This is a genomic window from bacterium, assembly GCA_036524115.1.
In the GTDB taxonomy this organism is placed as follows: Bacteria; JAUVQV01; JAUVQV01; order JAUVQV01; family DATDCY01; genus DATDCY01.
Genome location: DATDCY010000077.1, coordinates 1 through 16,291, shown reverse-complemented (window position 1 = coordinate 16,291; position 16,291 = coordinate 1). Strand labels below are relative to the sequence as shown.

The following is a 16,291-nucleotide window of genomic DNA, read 5'->3' as shown; positions in this document are numbered from 1 at the left end:
TGCGCTGCTTCCGAGCAGCGAGGTGGCAGCACGTAAGGAGAGCGGCGAAGAGACCGGGTGAAACAAGAGAGGAGACAGGCCATGGCGCACGTGCAATTGAAGGCTCTGGCCAGCGCGCTGGCGATCGCTTCGCTGCTGGTGCTTCCGCGTCCGGGAGCAGCCGCCGGCGCGGCAGCGTCGGGATCCGACACCGGCGACGAATACGTCGTCGTCGGCTGGAACGACCTCGGGATGCACTGCATCAACCCCAGCTACAAGACACTTGCGCTGCTGCCGCCGTTCAACAACCTCTGGGTCCAGGTCGTCAAGCGGGGAGAGCCCCCGCAACTGGTGACAAGCGGCGTCACGCTCACCTACTCGATCGCGAACAACACCACGGTGAAGGGCAAGAGCGACTTCTGGCAGTATGCGCCACAACTCTTCGGTGTGAACCTGCCCGAGGGCATCGGGCTCACCGGAAACGGTCTCTCGGGAGAGATGAAGCTCGTGGGCGACCACTTCGAGGCCACCGGGATCCCGGTGCTGCCGCGCAACGACGACATGACGTGGAACCCCTACCAGAGCGCGCTCGTCAAGCTTGCCGCCGCGGACGGCGCGACCCGTTGGACGAAGGTGGTCCTCCCCGTCTCCGACGAGATCCACTGCGAGATGTGCCACATGCAGGGCGGCGACGGGACGACGCACCTTCCGGTTGACCCGATGAACGGCCTTACCGGCACGATGGACGTCGACCTGAACATCCTGATGACCCACGACTATTACCAGGGACAGAGCGGGGTCGCGGGGATCGGCCAGAATCTGGTCGGGGCGGAGCCCGTGCTCTGCGCGAAGTGCCACTCCAGCAATGCCCTCCAGGCGCCGGGCGTCCCCGGCGTCAAGTCCGTTTCCCTGGCGATGCACGGCTGGCACAACGGCGTGGACCGAGCGGCGGACGGGACCTGCTACTCCTGCCACCCCGGCGCGGACACGCGGTGCCTCAGGACGCGGATCGGCGGCATGGGCTACGAGGGCGACGTCCCGGCCTGCCAGGACGGCGCCTGCCATGGCGGCATCGCGGGCATGGGCGACCCAACGAGGGAACCGTGGGCCACGGAGCCGACCTGCGAGCAGTGCCACGGGAAGAACTACACGACGGGCGGCGCCCTCTACCGGCGCTCGACCGGCCACGGCGGGCTCGCCTGTGCGTTCTGCCACAACAGCCCGCACGCCTGGTACCCCTCGAAGCGTGCGGCGGACAACCTGCAGCCGGCGCGGCTGCAGGGCGCGGGCACGTCGCTCGGAAGGTGCAGCATCTGCCACACCCGCAAGCTGGAGGGGGACAACCCGCACGTGACATATCTCCCGACGTACGGGAAGGCGCAGCAGCCCGTCAGGTAATGCGCCTCCCTTCGCGAGGCCACGCGCCGCGCCCCGCGCGCGTGGCTTCAGCGGATGAGCGCGTTCCAGTCCGCGGAGAACTTCTCCATGCCCTGGGCCGTCAGGTCGTGCGCGACGTCAAACTGCCGCCACGGGAGCGCCAGGTCCAGTTCCTTGTACGGGATCGGCCGGAGCGTGCCCCGCGGGTAGCGGTAGTCGGCCCCCGGCTGCGGCACTCCCCTGTCGGCCCACTCCCTGAGGATCTTGTACGGGGCCGTCACGATGTCCGAGCCGAGGGCGAGCGCGAAGAGCAGATGGTCCAGCGTCCGCACGCTTGCCGTGAGCACCTCCACATGGCCGTCGCCGGCCCGGTACATGCGCAGGATGTTGGCGATCAGGTCCATGCCGTCCTCGCCGCGGTCGTCGAGGCGGCCGACGAACGGCGAGACGAAGACCTGGCCGCGCGCGGCCCCTCGCGTCGCGGCGTAGGTCGCGGCGGCCTGCTCCTGGCTGAAGCACAGGGTCATGTTGACGCGCATGCCGGCGGCGGCGGCCGTCTCGGCGGCCGCGAGGCCCGCCGCATTCGACGGGAACTTGATGTGCGCGTTTGGGATCCAGGGGTACATCTCGGCCGCCTGCTCGAGCATGCGCTCGGGCCCGGTCGCCGGGTCGGCGTAGACCTCGACCGAGACCGACCCCGCCGGCAGCAGTCCCGAGATCTCGTGGACGACGCCCCGGTAGAACGCGAGCACCTCGGCCTCCGGCAGCCGCTCGCCGCGATCGAGGCGTGCGCGCGCCGCAGGGTTCCTGGCGATCAGCGTCGGGTTGGTCGTCTGGCCGTCAAGGAAGCCGAGGCGGCCGAGCAGATCGCGCGTCTCCGCCGGGTCGCCCCCGTCGAGGAAGATGCGGGTCTTCACGGGTCTTCCGCGGGGATGCCCCGCGCGCGCACCTGCTCCTCGTACCAGAGGTCCTGGTGCTGCTTCGCCCAGACCGAGTCGACCGTGCCACGCCACATCCCCTCGAAGGTTCCCTCCGCGCCGAGGGTGCCCATGTAGATATGGCCGAACGAGGCGGTCACGAAGATCACGGCGAAGGCGACGTGCACCACGTGCGCAAACTGCATCACGAATCTGGTCTGCCCCCAGACCGGGAAGTCCAGGAGGACGCCCGTCACGCCGACCGCGGCGCCGCAGATCGCGACGAGCCAGAACCAGCCCTTTTCGCCGCCGTTGATCTTGCCGGCGTGCGGCCGCGGGCCCCTGCCGAACATTCCGCCCAGCGTCTTGAGCCACTCGACGTCCATCCGCGTCGGGATGTTGAAGCGCACCCAGCGCAGGAACTCCAGCACAATCCCGACGAGCAGCAACGGCCCGCAGTAGTTGTGCACGGCCTTCGCGCCCAGGAGGTACGCGGCGACGGCGCGGTGGCCGAGCACGGGGATCAGCGCAACGCGGCCGAGCAGCAGGCTCAGCCCGGTAAGGGCCATCACGACGAAGAGCGTCGCCGTGTACCAGTGCAGCGCGCGCTCGCCCTTCGTGTAGCGCTCGAGCAGCACGCCGGAGCGGGGCCGCTCGAGTTTGTCCTTGCCGACGACGGCGTAGAAGAGGCCCGCGCCCGCCAGCGCCGCCGCGAGGACCCAGGGGGAGAGGCGGATGAGCACGCCGTTGCGCAGCTCGCGCCAGTTCTCCCCGCTGTTCTGGATCAGGACGCGGTGACCCTCGGCGGGGGCGGTCATGAAGCCCGCGATCCCCTGCCGCACGGCGCGCCAGAGGTTCGCGTGGGGGTTGGAGAGATCCTCTTTGGCCCCCGCCGGCCATCCGGTGAGCAGGCCCGCGAGGGCCAGCAGCAGCAGTCCGCCCGCCAGGGTGCGCCCGGCCAGGCTTCGCGAATGCGTCTTCACGGCGCCCTCCTCAGCGGTCCCGCTGCGCCAGGTTCAGCCGGTCGACCAGCTCCTGCTGCTTCTGCTGCGCGAGCAGGGGATCCTTCGCGCCTTTGTAGACCCCCGGCTCGTGCATGGTCGTGGAACGTGGCTCGGGCCGGCACCCCAGCCCGACTGCCAGGAAGACGAGGACCGTCACCGCACGTGCCGTCTGTCGCATGGTCGCACTCCTCCCCAAGGCCGCCGACGCGTCGGCGTCAGTCCTTTCTTCCCTTGAAGGCGTAGGCGGTCTCCCAGCCCCAGGTGACGGGCCGGCCCCCCCGCTTCGTCACGCGCTCGATGTAGATCTTCGAGACGGCATCCCCGTCGCCGCCGAGCAGCGCCTTGGTCGCGCACATCTCCGCGCACAGCGGCAGCTTGCCCTGCGCGATCCGGTTGCTCCCGTACTTCTGGTACTCCTCCACCGACCCGTCCGCCGGCGGCCCGCCCGCGCAGAAGGTGCACTTGTCCATCTTGCTGCGGGCGGCGAACATCCCCTGCTCCGGGAACTGCGGCGCGCCGAAGGGGCACGCGTAGAAGCAGTAGCCGCAGCCGATGCACAGGTCCTTGTCGTGGAGGACGATCCCGTCGGGCGTGGTGTAGAAGCAGTCCACCGGGCAGACCGCCGCGCACGGCGCGTCCGTGCAGTGCATGCAGGCCACCGAGATCGACTTCTCGCCCTCCTCGCCGTCCTTGAGGGTGATGACGTGCCGCCGGTTGATCCCGTACGGCACGTCGTGCGCGTTGTTGCAGGCGACGACGCAGGCGTTGCAGCCGATGCAGCGCTCGGCGTCGCAGAGGAACTTCATCCGCGCCATGGATCCCCTCCTCCCTACGCCGGGGTGATCCGGCAGAGCGTGGCCTTCGTTTCCTGCATCATCGTCACCGAGTCGTAGCCGTACGTCGTGGCGGTGTTGCAGGCCTCGCCCCTGACGAAGGGAGCGGTCCCCTCCGGGTACTTGTCGTGCAGGTCCTTGCCCTCGAACCAGCCGCCGAAGTGGAAGGGCGTCCACACGGTCCCGGGGCCGACACGCTCGGTGACGAGCGCGCGGACCTTGATGCGTCCGCCCTCCGCGCCCTCGAGCCACATGTACATCCCGTTGGTGATGCCGGCGTTGTTGGCGTCCTTCGGGTTGACCTCGGCGAACATCTCGGGCCGCAGCTTCGCGAGCCAGGCGTTGGAGCGCGACTTCTCGCCACCGCCCTGGTACTCGACGAGGCGCCCGCTGGTGAACACGAGGGGATACTTCGCGCTGTGGTCCACGGACTGGATCGACTGGTAGCGGGTGGGGAGCCGCATGAAGGCCTTGCGGTCGGCATAGGTCGGGTACTTCTTCACCAGATCGAAGCGCGGCGTGTAGAGCGGCTCGCGGTGGATCGGGATCGGGTCGGGGTACTCCCAGACCTGGCAGCGGGCCCGCGCGTTTCCAAACGGCGCGCAGCCGTGCTTGATCGCGACGCGCTGGATGCCGCCGGAGAGGTCGGTCTTCCAGTTCCTGCCCTCGGCCTCTTTCTGCTCCTCCGCCGTCAGGTCGCCCCACCAGCCGAGCTGCTTGAGCAGGTCCGCCGTGAACTCGGGGTACCCGTCCTTGATCTCCGAATCCTTCGAGAAGACCTTGTCCGCCAGCAGGCTCTGCCCGTTGCGCTCCGTGCCGAAGTTGGCGCGGAAGACCAGCCCGCCTTCGGCGACGGACTTGCTCGGATCGTAGAGCAGCGGGGTCCCCGGGTGCTTCATCGCGGGGGTCCCCCAGCACGGCCAGGGCAGGCCGTAGTAGTCGCCGTCGCAGGGCCCGCCGCGCGCCCGCAGCGTGGTCGTGTCGAAGGCGCGCCGGTGCTGGGCGTGGAGCTTGAGCCGCTCGGGGCTCTGGCCGGTGTAGCCGATCGTCCACGAGCCGCGGTTGATCTCGCGCAGGATGTCCTCGGTGAGCGGCTCGCCGTTGACGACCTGGATGCGCTTGACCAGTTCCTTGCCAAAGCCGAGCTTCGTCGCCAACCGGTAGAGGATGACGTGGTCCGGCAGCGACTCGAAGTACGGGTCGACGAGCTTCTCGCGCCACTGGAGCGAGCGGTTCGAGGCGGTGCAGGAGCCGGAGGTCTCCAGCTGCGTGCAGCTCGGCAGCAGATAGGTGTCGTTCCTGCGGTCGCTCAACACCGCCATGTGCGTCGGGTAGGGGTCGGAGATGACGAGCAGGTCGAGCTTCTCGAGCGCCTTCTTCATCTCCGGGCCGCGCGTCTGGCTGTTGCAGGCGTGCCCCTGGAAGATGACGGCGCGCACGTTCGTGCGCTGCGAGAGGTTGGCCTTGTCCTCGAGCACGGCGTCGATCCAGCGCGAGACGGGGATGCCGGGCATGTTCATCGTGAAGGCCATGTTCCCGCCGCCGGCATCGTATTTCTGGGTCATGTCGAAGCGGGTCTTGAGCCACTCGTAGTCCAGATCCCAGACGCGGCACCAGTGCTTCCAGGCGCCTTCGGCAAGGCCGTAGTAGGCGGGGAGGGTGTGGGCGTTCGGTCCGATGTCGGTCGCGCCCTGCACATTGTCGTGGCCGCGGAAGATGTTCGTCCCGCCGCCGGCCACGCCAACGTTTCCGAGCGCCAGCTGCAGGATGCAGCAGAGGCGCGTGTTGTTGTTGCCGACGTGGTGCTGCGTGATCCCCATGCACCAGACGACCGTCCCGGGGCGGTTTTCCGCCATGGTCCTGGCGATCTCGTAGACCTTCTCCTTGGGGACGCCCGTCACGTCCGCGACGACCTCGGGAGGCCAGTGCTCGGCCTCCTTGCGCACGTCGTCCATCGCCCAGACGCGGCGGGCGATGTACTCCTTGTCCTCCCAGCCGTTCTTGAAAATGTGCCAGAGCAGCCCGTAGATGAAGGGGATGTCGGTGCCCGAGCGGATCCGGGCGTAGATGTCGGCGTGCGCGGCCGTGCGCGTGTGGCGCGGGTCGACCACGATCATCTTGGCGCCGTTCTCCTTGCCCCGCAGGATGTGCTGCATCGCCACGGGGTGCGCCTCGGCCGCGTTCGAGCCGATGAACAGCATTGCCTTGGAGTTGTGCATGTCGTTGTAGGAGTTGGTCATCGCGCCGTAGCCCCAGGTGCTCGCCACCCCGTTGACGGTCGTGGAGTGGCAGATGCGGGCCTGGTTGTCGGCGTTGTTCGTGCCCCAGAGGGCCGCGAACTTGGCCTGCAGGTGCGCGCCCTCGTTGCTGGCCTTGGACGAGCCGCAGAAGAACAGGGCGTCCGGCCCCGACTCCTCGCGGATCTTCAGGAGCCTGTCGCCGATCTCGTTGATCGCCTGGTCCCAGGAGAGGCGCTTCCAGGTGCCGTTCTCGAGCTTCATCGGGTATTTCGTGCGCTTGTGACCGAAGACGATGTTGCGCTCCGCGGCGCCCTTCGGGCAGTTCGCCCCGAGGTTGATCGGCGAGTCGAAGTCCGGCTCCTGCCCGACCCAGACGCCGTTCTGGATCTCGGCGATGATGCCGCACCCCACGGAGCAGTTCGTGCAGATCGAGCGCCGTGTCTCGCTCTTTGTCCCCGGGTGCGGGAAGTTCGTCTTCTCCTGCGCCGTGGCCTTGCGCACCACCGACAGCGGCAGCAGGCCCAGGAGAGCGCCGCCGCCCAGCGCCACCGCGCCGCGTTCGAGAAAGGTCCGCCGGTCCATCCCGGCGGGGCAAGGTGCCTCCGTTGCCGTGCGCCGCAGCCACTTCCTGCCGATCTGCCTCATCTCCGTTTCCCTCTGTCGTCGGCTGCGGGGCTCAGCCTCGCGCCTTCTCGTAGTACTTCGCGATGTGCTCCGTGAGGCGGTAGCCGCTGGTGCCGCCGCTGCGTGGCGGCGCAGGCGCGCTTTTCGCGGTCTTCCTGTCGCCTCCGAGGGCGAGCGCGGCCGCGGCCCCCCCGAGCGCCGCGGCGCTCCTGAAGAACGAACGACGGCTGGCGGAGAACGGTCTGACCATGGCGCTATGCTCCTTCCGTGAAGGGCTCCCATTCAGGTGCGAAGGCGAAATAGCGGCTCTCGGCCTCGAGAAAGCGGGCCCCGAAGTCGCCCACGGCGCGGTAGAAGCTGGCACCGCGGGCGCCATGGAGGTCGCCGAAGAACGCACCCATCCAGGGGGCGAGGTGGTCCCCGAACACCTGAGCCTGGTGCGCAAGCGGGACCTCGGACGAGGGCCCGGAGAGCAGCGCCATGATCTCGCAGAGGGCGCCGGCGTGGTCCTCCGGCTCGGGACAGCCGGCCTGCCGCACGAGGCCGAGCCGCAGGAGGTCGGAGCGCAGCGCCGCGAGTGGGAGGGACTGGAGCGTCCGCTCCCGGTACCAGGAGGCGTAGGGGACCACCTCGCCGCTCCCGAGGCCGACGAAGAGCACGCGGTGCTCGTCCTCGACCACGGGGAGGGGATGCTCGGCGCCGGCGCGCCGCAGGCCCGCCAGCGAACGCTCGAGTGTTCCGGGGAGCGGGCCGTCCCACGCGAGGTTCCGCACGATGTGCAGGAGCCCCTCCGTGGGCGGCGGCCCGAGGAGCGCGGCGAGGAGCACGTAGGCGTCCGAGCGCAGGTCCCCGAAGGTCGGGCACCAGCCCGGGATCGTGCGGCCGGTCGCTACCGGGCCCATCGCGCTGCGTCCTCGGAGAGAAGGACGTCCCGGGCCCGGCAGGTGCCGCACTGCCGGAGGCGCCGCAGCTGCCGCTCCTCGACGAACATCCAGTGGCCCTTCAGCCTGGCGGTCATGCGGTCGACCATCGCCCGGGAAGCGAACGGCGCGCCGCAGGAGACGCACCGGGCCGCCTCCTGCTCGTGCAGCACCACCGGCCGCGCCGCGCCCTCGGGATCGCAGAGCAGCCGCGGCTGCAGGTGCAGCGCCTGCTCGGGGCAGACCTGCGCGCACAGGCCGCACTGGTGGCATCGCGCTTCGCGGAACTCGAGCCGCGGCGCGTCGCCGGACCCCGCCAGGGCGCCGGCGGGACAGGCCGCCGCGCAGGCCATGCACAGCGTGCACCGCTCAGCCGCGATCCCGAGCGTGCCGAACGGCGCCCCCTCGGGCAGCGGCAGGGCGGGATCGCGGGCGCCCGAGCGCTCGTGGAGCACGTGTGCCGCCGCGCGGACGAGGGACGCCGAGTCCTGCGGCGGCCAGGGATCGCGCGCGTCCGGTGCGTCCGGCGCCTCGGCCCCCGACATCTCCGAGGTCTCCGGGGCGGCGGCCGTCCCCGCCACCTGCCCGGCCGGCGGGCACTCCGGTGCAATCGCGAAGGTCACGGTGTCCGGCCGCAGGCCCAGCCCGCCGACGATGGCCGAGGCCAGCTCCACCTGGCGGCGCACCGCCGCCGCGATCGCCGGTGCCGTCCCCGGGCAGACGACGGCCACCGAGCGCGCGCCGTGGCGGACGGCGGCCAGCAGCGTCTCGAGCCGCACGAGCCCGATCTGCTCGAGCGCGAAGACGACGCGCGGTGCGCCGGGCGCGGTCCCGGCGTCCGGCGCCAGGGCCGCACCGGGGGCGGGACCCGCGGCGTCGGCCTCGCAGATCGTCAGCTTCGGAGCGACGCCGTCCCGCGCGGCGCGCTCGAGTGCGCCCCGCAACCGCGCGATGGTCCCGGCCGAGGAGGGGACGACCATCCGCATGGCGTCCGCCGGACAGACGAGCGCACAGGCGCCGCAGCCCTCGCACAGGGTGTGGTCGACGGCGACGCCGCGGTCCGCGGCTGCGATCGCCCCGAAAGGACAGATCCCGGCGCAGCGGTCGCAGGCCGCTTCCCGGCCGCGGCCCCGAAGGCAGCGCTCCGCGAGGAACAGCGTGAACTGGGGCTTCTCGAAACGGCCGCGCATCTCCGGCAGCTCGGCCAGCGCCTGCGCGAGCCGGCCCGCGTCGCCGCCCGGCGCGTAGTAGCCGGGGGGCAGCAATGGCCCCGCGTACGAGGGCGCCGGCTGCAGGTCGAGCACGCAGTCGAAGGCGGCCGTGGGCACGGGACCGGGCTCAACGACGGGCCGGCCGGCGTCGACCGCGGGCTCTCTCGCGGCGGAAAAGCCGCCGAAGCCCCCCCGCACCTTCACGGATCGCCCTTCGCCCGTCACGATCTCGGTGCACGTCAACCCATGCCGGCCGAGAACCCGCGCCAACGCGCCGGCGCGGACGGCGTCCGTGTCGAGCACGAGGACCCGACCGCGCGAGACGATGGTCACCGGCGCCGGCGGCGCGGGCCCCTGCTCCCGGTCCCCGATGGCGTCCGCCACCGCAACCGCGCTCGCACCCGCGGGTTCGCCGCCGGACCCGCGCCGGCCCCGACGCTCCCGCTCGAATCGATGGCGCATGTCCGCGGTGACGATACCCTCGAGGGTCTCGAAGGAACGGTAGTTCCCGGCGCAATCCTGGAGCTCATCGATCCGGTTGTACGCGGGCGAAGAGAAGTCGATGGCCGTCAGGTCCGCCGGGCGTCCGCCCGACCCCGCCGCCTCGTCGCGTGATCGCGCCAAGAGCCGATCCCCCCCCAAAGGCCGCCGTCCCGCCCGACGCGGGCCTATCCCTGCGAACCTGGAACGAAATATGTCGCTCCGGGACAGCCGGCTGCCATGGGGTTGTCGCCCCATTTCGCGATAGACCGATGGGATTTCGAACGCCGGGCCGGTATATTTCATGGCGATCGGAGGCCCGGACCTTCCAACCCGCGGCAGGCGAACGGACGGACGTATGAAAAGCCCCGCCCCACCCGTACCAACCCCCGGCGGAACCGATCCCGCCCGGCACTACTTCGGCTACCAGCCGGTCGGCGAGGCGGAGAAGGCGCGGCTGGTGCACCGGCACTTCTCGACGATCGCGCGACGCTACGACCTGACGAACACGGTCCTGAGCCTCGGCCTCCACCACCCCTGGAAGCGCACGGCGGTGCGCCTGCTGGCCCTGAAGCCCGGCGAGCGGGTCATCGACGTCTGCGGCGGCACCGGGGACCTCGCGCTGCTCGCCGCGCGTGCGGTCGGCCCCGCCGGACGGGTGGTGGTCTACGACATCAACCGCGACATGCTGGCCGCCGGCCGCCGGAAGCTCACCGCGGCGCGCGGGGCGGCGATCGACCTCGTCGAGGGGGACGCCGAGTGCATCGCCGCCGCGAGCGGCGCGTTCGACGCCGCCATGGTCGGCTTCGGCATCCGCAACGTGACGCACATGCACCGGGCCTTCGGCGAGATGCACCGGGTCCTGAGGCCCGGCGGCAGGTTCCTGTGCCTGGAGTTCTCCCAGCCGGTCAACCCGCTGTTCCGCAGCCTCTACGATTGGTACTCGTTCTCGGTCATGCCGGCCGTCGGCCGGGTCCTCGCGCGGTCGCCGAACGGCTACCGCTACCTCTCGGAGTCGATCCGGATGTTCCCGACCCCCGATGAGCTCTCCGCGCAGCTTGCGGCGATCGGCTTCCGCGACATCGCCTACCGGCGGCTCTCCAACGGCATCGCGGTCATCCACACGGGGAGGAGGCCGTGAAGCTCAACTGGGCCGAGCGCTGGGTGGTGAACAACCCGCTGCGGGTGCTCGAGCAGCGCCTGGAAATCGCATGGCTGCGGCGCGGACATGGCCTGGCCCCCGGCGGCGAAATCCTCGAGATCGGCTGCGGCCGGGCCGCCGGGGCCGCGCTCATCGAGGCGGCGTTCCGGCCCGCGACGCTCCTCGCCTCGGACTACGACCCGGCCATGCTCGAGCGTGCCGGGCGCTATCTCGGCGGGAGGGGCCGCTCGAGAATCAGGCTGCTCGCGGCCGACGCGGCCGAGTTGCCCTTCGCCGACGCGAGCCTGGACGCCGTCTTCGACTTCGGCGCGCTGCACCACGTGCCGGATTGGCGCCGTGCGCTCGCCGAGACCGCGCGGGTCCTGCGGCCCGGCGGGGCTTTCTACTTCGAGGAGCTGTACCCCTCGCTCTACCAGAACGTCATCACCCGGCACATCCTCCTGCACCCGGCGCACGACCGCTTCCGGAGCGCGGAGCTGCGCGAGGGGCTGCGGCGGGCGGGCCTGCGGCTGAGCCGCTCCCTCGAGCTTCCCCGGATCGGCATCCTCGGCGTCTCGCTCAGGGCGGCCGCGGCGTGATCCTGACGATCGGCCACTCCAACCGCCCCCTCGAGGTGTTCCTCGAGCTGCTGCGGGTCCACGCCGTCGCGCTGGTCGCGGACGTCCGCACCGTGCCGCGCTCGCGGCACAACCCGCAGTTCAACCGCGAGACGCTGCCGGGCAGCCTCGCGGCGGCCGGCATCGGGTACCGCCACCTCGCGGCCCTCGGGGGGCTGCGCCATCCCCGCGCCGATTCTCCGAACGCGGGCTGGCGCAACGAGTCGTTCCGCGGCTTCGCGGACTACATGCAGACGCCCGCCTTCGATGCCGCGCTCGCGGAGCTGATCGGGATCGCCCGGGAGACGAGGACGGCGCTGCTCTGCGCCGAGGCGCTGCCGTGGCGCTGCCACCGCTCGCTGATCGCGGACGCGCTGCTTGCGCACGGCGTCCCGGTGGCCCACATCATGAGCGGCGCGTCGCCGCGGGAGCACTCCCTGACGCCGTTTGCCCGGGTGCGCGGTACGCAGGTCACCTATCCGGAAGAGGCTCCGGGCGGGCAGCCGCAGGAGCCGCAACGCGGCGGGCGACCCACTCGAGCTCGCGGACGATCGACTCCGTGACCGTCGGCGTCCGCATCCGGGGCGGCAGGACGCCCCAGGTGTAGGTCTCGACCTCCAGGGGCGTCGCCGGTTCGAGCAGCGGCAGGATCCCCGCGAGAAAGTCGTTCGTCGTCCGGAACGTGCCCGAGCCCTCGTGGAAGACCGGCACGTGAAAGTGCACGCGCCACTCGGCGCAGCCGGTGGACGGTGCCGCGGCCAGCGCCTCGGGCAGATCGTCGAAGCGGACCAGCGAGCCGTCCGGCCGACGCCCGACGCACTGGTGCAGGTAGGTCGGCTCCGCGAAGGAGGCGACCGGCGCGAGGTCCGGGCCCTCGACCCGCAGCGCGGACGAGACCTGGACGTGCGCGATGGGGATTCCGGCACGGCGCAGCGTTTCGAGCGAGGTGGCGGGGTCCTCGAACTGGAGGGCCTGGTGGCAGCAGTCGTAGCAGACGCCCAGGTGCCGCGAGAGGCGCGGAGGCGATTCCAGGCGCTCGAAGATGCGCACCACGTCCTCCGTCGTCTCGATCAGGCAGCCGGGCTCGGGCTCCAGTGCGAGCAGGATCTCCCGCCCCGTCTCGCCGGCGAGCCGCTCGAGGTGCTCGAGCGCGCCGCGGAGGTTCCTGCGCGCCGCCGCCACCGCCTCCGGCGTCAGGGAACGGCGGAAGCCGATGGGCACACTGGAGATCGAGCCACGGCCGTCTTCGGGGAGCCAGGATGCGAGCAGGTCCGCGAGCCGCGACGTGTACCGCAGCCGCTCGGGGTCCCGCCAGTCGGGGAGGTAGACCTGTTCCTTGACGGGGACGCCGTGGAAGCGGCCGTGCGGGAAGCCGTTGAGCGTCACGACGCGGCACCGCTCGCGGCGGCACCATTCGGCGAAGCGCGCGGCTTCGGGTCCGTCGATCTCCATCGCGGCGCGCCCCGAGAGCCTCAGGGCGACCGGAAACGTCCCGCCGGGGGCGAACCGGCCCCGCACCGCCGGCACGTACTCCCGCACGTGTGCGAAGATCTCGGCCCAGCTCTCGCCGGGGTGGATGTTCGTGCAGTAGGTGAGGGTCATCGCGCGCGGAGTGCGTCGCGCTGCGCTGCGCCGTCGCCCGGCCGCGCCGCCGCTGGCGCGCGGGCGGCGGCCGCCCCGTGCCGGCGCGCCAGCTCGGCGACGCAGCCGCGCATGCGCCGCGCGTCGATCGCCCGCACGTCCAGGACTTCGCCGGGCCGGCGCAACAGCGGGATGGCGCGCTCGCCGCCGAGGTGCTCCTGGAACCGCGCGAGCGCGGCCTGGACGTCCAGCGACTCGAGCGCCCAGTCGAAGAGCGCGAAGCCGAGGTCCTCCAGCAGCGCGAGGACGCGATGGCCGTCGGGCTCGCCGAGCAGGCCGCTGCGCACGGAATACAGCGCGTCGAGGGCGATGCCGATCGCCACGGCCTCGCCGTGGCGCAGCGCGCCGGCGCTGAGCTCCTCGAGGGCGTGCGCCGACCAGTGGCCGAAGTCCAGCGGGCGCGAGGAGCCGCGCTCGAAGGGGTCGCCGCGCGAGACGATGTGGTCGAGGTGCAGCTCGGCGCAGCGCACGACCGTCTCCTCCAGCGGCCCGGTTGCGCCCGCCGCCAGCCGCCGTCGCTCGCGCCAGAGCAGATCGAAGAATTCCCGGTCCCGCACGAGCGCCACCTTCACCGCCTCGGCGAGGCCGGCGCGGCGATCGCGCGCGTCGAGGGTCCTGAGGAACTCCAGGTCGTTGACCACCGCAAAGGGCGGCGCGAACGTGCCGAGGAAGTTCTTGCGGCCGAAGGCGTTGATGCCGTTCTTCACGCCGACGCCGGCGTCGTTCTGGGCAAGCACCGTCGTGGGCATCCTGATCAGCCGCACGCCCCGGTGCGCGAGCGCGGCCGCGAGTCCCGCGGCATCGAGGACCGCCCCTCCGCCGATGGCGAGCAGGAACGACTGGCGACAGAGCCCGTGCCGCTCGATCTGCGCGCAGACGGCCTCGACGGCGCGCGGATCGCTCTTGCAGGCCTCCCCGCCGGGGACGACGAACGGGGGCGCGACCAGCTGCATCCGGCCGCGGTGGCGCTGCGCGTAGCGGGCGATGTGACCCGGGAGCCGCGGCGTGCAGGCGAGCACGCCCGCGTCGATGACCGCGAGCACGCGGTGGCGCCGCTCCCCGGCGCCGTCGAGGACCCGCGCGAGCACGGTGTTGCCGGCGGCGAACGTCTCGCGGGTGAAGTGCACCTGCAGCTCCCACGTCAGGGTGCAGCTGCGGCGCAGCACGCGCCCGGCACCTCGCCCCGCGCCTCGGGCGGCGGGCCGGCCCGGCTGCCCGGCAGGACTGCGCATGGCTGTGATCTCCAGGGGTTACGTTGCCGCCGGCCGCCCCCGGCGCCCCGTGGAGCCTGCGGAGACCGGCTTCACCCGGCAAGCTAAGCGCGCCTCTGCGCGGTGTCAACACGGCTCGAAGTGCGCACGTCGTTTCCGCCCGCCTTGACGGCTCCGGGGTGCCCGCCTATCTTTTGGATATCGCGCTGCGGGTTGCAGGCGGCAACCCGTGTCCCGCAGGTCCGGATGCATCGCAGGAGGGTCAATGGCGGCAGGCCAGGCGGATCGGGGGCTCACGCGGCGGAGCTTCCTCACGATCGCCGCGTCCGCGGTCGGGGCGTGCGGCGCCGGCCTGGCGGCGATCCCCTTCGTGCGCTCGATGAGCCCCTCGAGCGACGTCATCGCGGCCGGCGTCGTCGAGGTCGACGTGTCGAAGATCGCCGCGGGCGCCCTGGAGGTCGTCCTCTGGCGCCGCCAGCCGGTCTTCATCCTGCGGCGAACGCCGGCCATGATCGAGGCCGCCGGCCGGATCGACGGCGCGTCCCTGCGCGACCCGGCGTCGCCCGCCGAGCGCGTCAAGCGCCCCGAGTGGCTGGTCTGCCTCGGCGTGTGCACGCACCTCGGGTGCATCCCGATGCTCGAGCCGGGGCGCGTCCCGGGCCTCGACCAGCCGGGCTTCTTCTGTCCCTGCCACGGCGGCAAGTACGACACGCTCGGCCGGCGCCTCGACGGCCCGCCGCCGGAGAACCTGCACCTGCTGCCCTACGAGTTCACCGGCGCGAGCACGCTGAGGATCGGCTCGGGGAGCTTCAGCGGCTTCGACGCCGGGGTCCGCAAGCTCGCCGACCTCCCCGCGGGTCCGGCCTGATGGCGATCCCGGCCTGGATCGAGCGGCGCCTGCCGCTGACCGAGGCGCTCGAGCGGCACGTCACGCGGCACCTCGAGCCGCCCAACCTGAACTCGTGGTGGAACTTCGGCTCGCTCGCCGGTCTCTTCCTCGTCCTGCAGATCGTGACCGGGGTCTTCCTCGCCATGCACTACAAGCCGGACACCGGCCTCGCCTTCGACAGCGTGCAGCACATCATGCGCGAGGTGAACTACGGCTGGCTGCTGCGCTACCTGCACGCGCTCGGGGCCAGCGGCTTCTTCCTCGCGGTCTACCTGCACGTCGGGCGCGCCCTCTACTACGGCTCGTACAAGTCGCCGCGCGAGCTGGTCTGGCTGGTCGGCTTCGCCATCTTCCTCTGCCTCATGGCCGAGGCCTTCATGGGATATCTGCTGCCGTGGGGACAGATGTCCTTCTGGAGCGCCACCGTCATCACCAACATCTTCGGGACGATTCCCCTCGTCGGCCCCGGCCTCGTGGTCTGGCTGCGCGGGGACTTCGCCGTCGGGGATGCGACGCTCGGGAGGTTCTTCGCGTTGCACACTGCGGTGCTGCCGGTCGCGCTCATCGGCGGGCTGGTCCTGCTGCACGTGATGGCGCTGCATCGCGTCGGCAGCGGCAACCCGGACGGTGTCGACCTCGACGAGGGGGACCCGCGGCGCATCCCCTTCTGGCCGTACTACGTCACCCGCGACCTCTGGTTCGACGCGCTGGCGCTGCTGCCATTTGCGGCCGTGGTGTTCTTCGCGCCGACGCTCCTGCTCGAGCCCGCCAACTGGGAGCCGGCCAACCCGCTCGCCACGCCCGCGCACCTGGTGCCCGAGTGGTATTTCGTCCCCTTCTACGCGATCCTGCGCTCCATCCCGAGCAAGCTCGGCGGGGCGGTTGCGATGGCGGCCGCGATCTTCCTGGTGCCGGCGCTGCCCTGGCTCGACCGCTCCCCCGTCCGCAGCGCGCGCTATCGGCCCCTCAAGCGCGCGCTGACGCTGGCGTTCTTCGCGAACTTCCTCATCCTCGGCTACCTCGGGTCGCAGCTGCCGGTCGGCGCCGTGCTCACGCTGGAGCGGATCTCGACGGCCGTCTATTTCCTGTACTTCGCCGCGCTGCCGCTGCTGCCCCGTTTCGAGCGGGCGCGGCCGCTGCCCGGGGGGACGCCATGACGCGCGCGCGGCTGCGGGCCGCGGTCCTCGTGGCGGCCGCGTTGGCCGCG

16 protein-coding genes are annotated in these 16,291 nt (G+C 71.5%); 6 read left to right on the top strand and 10 right to left on the bottom strand.

The window, feature by feature from the left end; translation table 11 throughout:
* Positions 1-81 precede the first annotated feature (81 nt).
* Entirely contained in the window at positions 82-1,377 is a 1,296-nt protein-coding gene (locus VI078_03700; GenBank protein HEY5998389.1) for a hypothetical protein, read from the top strand.
* A 47-nt stretch (positions 1,378-1,424) separates the two neighbouring features.
* Here VI078_03700 and VI078_03695 read toward each other — a convergent pair whose 3' ends face one another.
* Genes VI078_03695 through VI078_03660 form a run of 8 tightly spaced genes read right to left on the bottom strand, consistent with a single transcriptional unit; the run spans position 1,425 to position 9,729 of the window.
* Positions 1,425-2,273, bottom strand: a complete 849-nt coding sequence (locus VI078_03695) for a transaldolase family protein (protein HEY5998388.1) — start codon at positions 2,271-2,273, stop codon at positions 1,425-1,427.
* Complete coding sequence (locus VI078_03690) at positions 2,270-3,256, bottom strand: formate dehydrogenase subunit gamma (GenBank protein HEY5998387.1); 987 nt, start codon at positions 3,254-3,256, stop codon at positions 2,270-2,272. Before VI078_03690 ends, VI078_03695 begins: the two co-directional genes overlap by 4 nt.
* Before the next feature lie 10 nt (positions 3,257-3,266).
* A complete protein-coding gene (locus VI078_03685; protein HEY5998386.1) occupies positions 3,267-3,455 on the bottom strand; it encodes a hypothetical protein in 189 nt (62 codons plus the stop codon).
* A 37-nt stretch (positions 3,456-3,492) separates the two neighbouring features.
* Positions 3,493-4,092, bottom strand: coding sequence for a formate dehydrogenase FDH3 subunit beta (fdh3B, locus tag VI078_03680; GenBank protein HEY5998385.1), 600 nt, complete (start codon positions 4,090-4,092; stop codon positions 3,493-3,495).
* Positions 4,093-4,106: 14 nt separating this feature from the next.
* Positions 4,107-6,995, bottom strand: coding sequence for a formate dehydrogenase subunit alpha (locus VI078_03675; protein HEY5998384.1), 2,889 nt, complete (start codon positions 6,993-6,995; stop codon positions 4,107-4,109).
* Positions 6,996-7,026: 31 nt separating this feature from the next.
* Complete coding sequence (locus VI078_03670; GenBank protein ID HEY5998383.1) at positions 7,027-7,224, bottom strand: formate dehydrogenase; 198 nt, start codon at positions 7,222-7,224, stop codon at positions 7,027-7,029.
* A 4-nt stretch (positions 7,225-7,228) separates the two neighbouring features.
* Positions 7,229-7,876, bottom strand: a complete 648-nt coding sequence (locus VI078_03665) for a molecular chaperone TorD family protein (protein ID HEY5998382.1) — start codon at positions 7,874-7,876, stop codon at positions 7,229-7,231.
* The gene (locus tag VI078_03660; GenBank protein ID HEY5998381.1) at positions 7,864-9,729 is read right to left on the bottom strand and encodes a 4Fe-4S binding protein; all 1,866 of its coding nucleotides are present in this window, start codon (positions 9,727-9,729) and stop codon (positions 7,864-7,866) included. The genes VI078_03665 and VI078_03660 overlap by 13 nt, the downstream gene beginning before the upstream one ends.
* Before the next feature lie 214 nt (positions 9,730-9,943).
* Between VI078_03660 and ubiE the strand changes: the two genes are divergently transcribed.
* Genes ubiE through VI078_03645 form a run of 3 tightly spaced genes read left to right on the top strand, consistent with a single transcriptional unit; the run spans position 9,944 to position 11,906 of the window.
* Positions 9,944-10,726 (top strand): bifunctional demethylmenaquinone methyltransferase/2-methoxy-6-polyprenyl-1,4-benzoquinol methylase UbiE, encoded by a 783-nt coding sequence (gene ubiE, locus VI078_03655; protein HEY5998380.1) that lies wholly within the window; start codon positions 9,944-9,946, stop codon positions 10,724-10,726.
* Positions 10,723-11,325: a methyltransferase domain-containing protein gene (locus VI078_03650; GenBank protein HEY5998379.1), complete on the top strand. Its 603-nt coding sequence runs from the start codon at positions 10,723-10,725 to the stop codon at positions 11,323-11,325. The genes ubiE and VI078_03650 overlap by 4 nt, the downstream gene beginning before the upstream one ends.
* The gene (locus tag VI078_03645) at positions 11,325-11,906 is read left to right on the top strand and encodes a DUF488 domain-containing protein (protein HEY5998378.1); all 582 of its coding nucleotides are present in this window, start codon (positions 11,325-11,327) and stop codon (positions 11,904-11,906) included. Before VI078_03650 ends, VI078_03645 begins: the two co-directional genes overlap by 1 nt.
* On the opposite strand, the gene eboE is transcribed toward VI078_03645, so the two are convergent.
* Entirely contained in the window at positions 11,815-12,945 is a 1,131-nt protein-coding gene (eboE, locus tag VI078_03640) for a metabolite traffic protein EboE (GenBank protein ID HEY5998377.1), read from the bottom strand. The two genes, VI078_03645 and eboE, sit on opposite strands and share 92 nt — an antisense overlap.
* Positions 12,942-14,150: a 3-dehydroquinate synthase gene (locus tag VI078_03635; GenBank protein HEY5998376.1), complete on the bottom strand. Its 1,209-nt coding sequence runs from the start codon at positions 14,148-14,150 to the stop codon at positions 12,942-12,944. Before VI078_03635 ends, eboE begins: the two co-directional genes overlap by 4 nt.
* A gap of 310 nt (positions 14,151-14,460) precedes the next feature.
* Here VI078_03635 and petA point away from each other — a divergent pair, with 310 nt between their 5' ends.
* Complete coding sequence (gene petA / locus VI078_03630; GenBank protein HEY5998375.1) at positions 14,461-15,063, top strand: ubiquinol-cytochrome c reductase iron-sulfur subunit; 603 nt, start codon at positions 14,461-14,463, stop codon at positions 15,061-15,063.
* Positions 15,063-16,241 carry a cytochrome b N-terminal domain-containing protein gene (locus tag VI078_03625; GenBank protein HEY5998374.1) on the top strand — a complete coding sequence of 393 codons (1,179 nt, stop codon included), beginning with the start codon at positions 15,063-15,065 and terminating at the stop codon, positions 16,239-16,241. The genes petA and VI078_03625 overlap by 1 nt, the downstream gene beginning before the upstream one ends.
* The last annotated feature ends 50 nt before the right edge of the window (positions 16,242-16,291 follow it).

Coding starts and splice junctions, on each gene's coding strand:
- ubiE (HEY5998380.1), top strand. CDS start 9,944: ATGAAAAGCCCCGCCCCACCCGTACCAACCCCCGGCGGAACCGATCCC.
- VI078_03685 (HEY5998386.1), bottom strand. CDS start 3,455: ATGCGACAGACGGCACGTGCGGTGACGGTCCTCGTCTTCCTGGCAGTC.
- fdh3B (HEY5998385.1), bottom strand. CDS start 4,092: ATGGCGCGGATGAAGTTCCTCTGCGACGCCGAGCGCTGCATCGGCTGC.
- VI078_03670 (HEY5998383.1), bottom strand. CDS start 7,224: ATGGTCAGACCGTTCTCCGCCAGCCGTCGTTCGTTCTTCAGGAGCGCC.
- VI078_03665 (HEY5998382.1), bottom strand. CDS start 7,876: ATGGGCCCGGTAGCGACCGGCCGCACGATCCCGGGCTGGTGCCCGACC.
- petA (HEY5998375.1), top strand. CDS start 14,461: ATGGCGGCAGGCCAGGCGGATCGGGGGCTCACGCGGCGGAGCTTCCTC.
- VI078_03700 (HEY5998389.1), top strand. CDS start 82: ATGGCGCACGTGCAATTGAAGGCTCTGGCCAGCGCGCTGGCGATCGCT.
- VI078_03625 (HEY5998374.1), top strand. CDS start 15,063: ATGGCGATCCCGGCCTGGATCGAGCGGCGCCTGCCGCTGACCGAGGCG.
- eboE (HEY5998377.1), bottom strand. CDS start 12,945: ATGACCCTCACCTACTGCACGAACATCCACCCCGGCGAGAGCTGGGCC.
- VI078_03675 (HEY5998384.1), bottom strand. CDS start 6,995: ATGAGGCAGATCGGCAGGAAGTGGCTGCGGCGCACGGCAACGGAGGCA.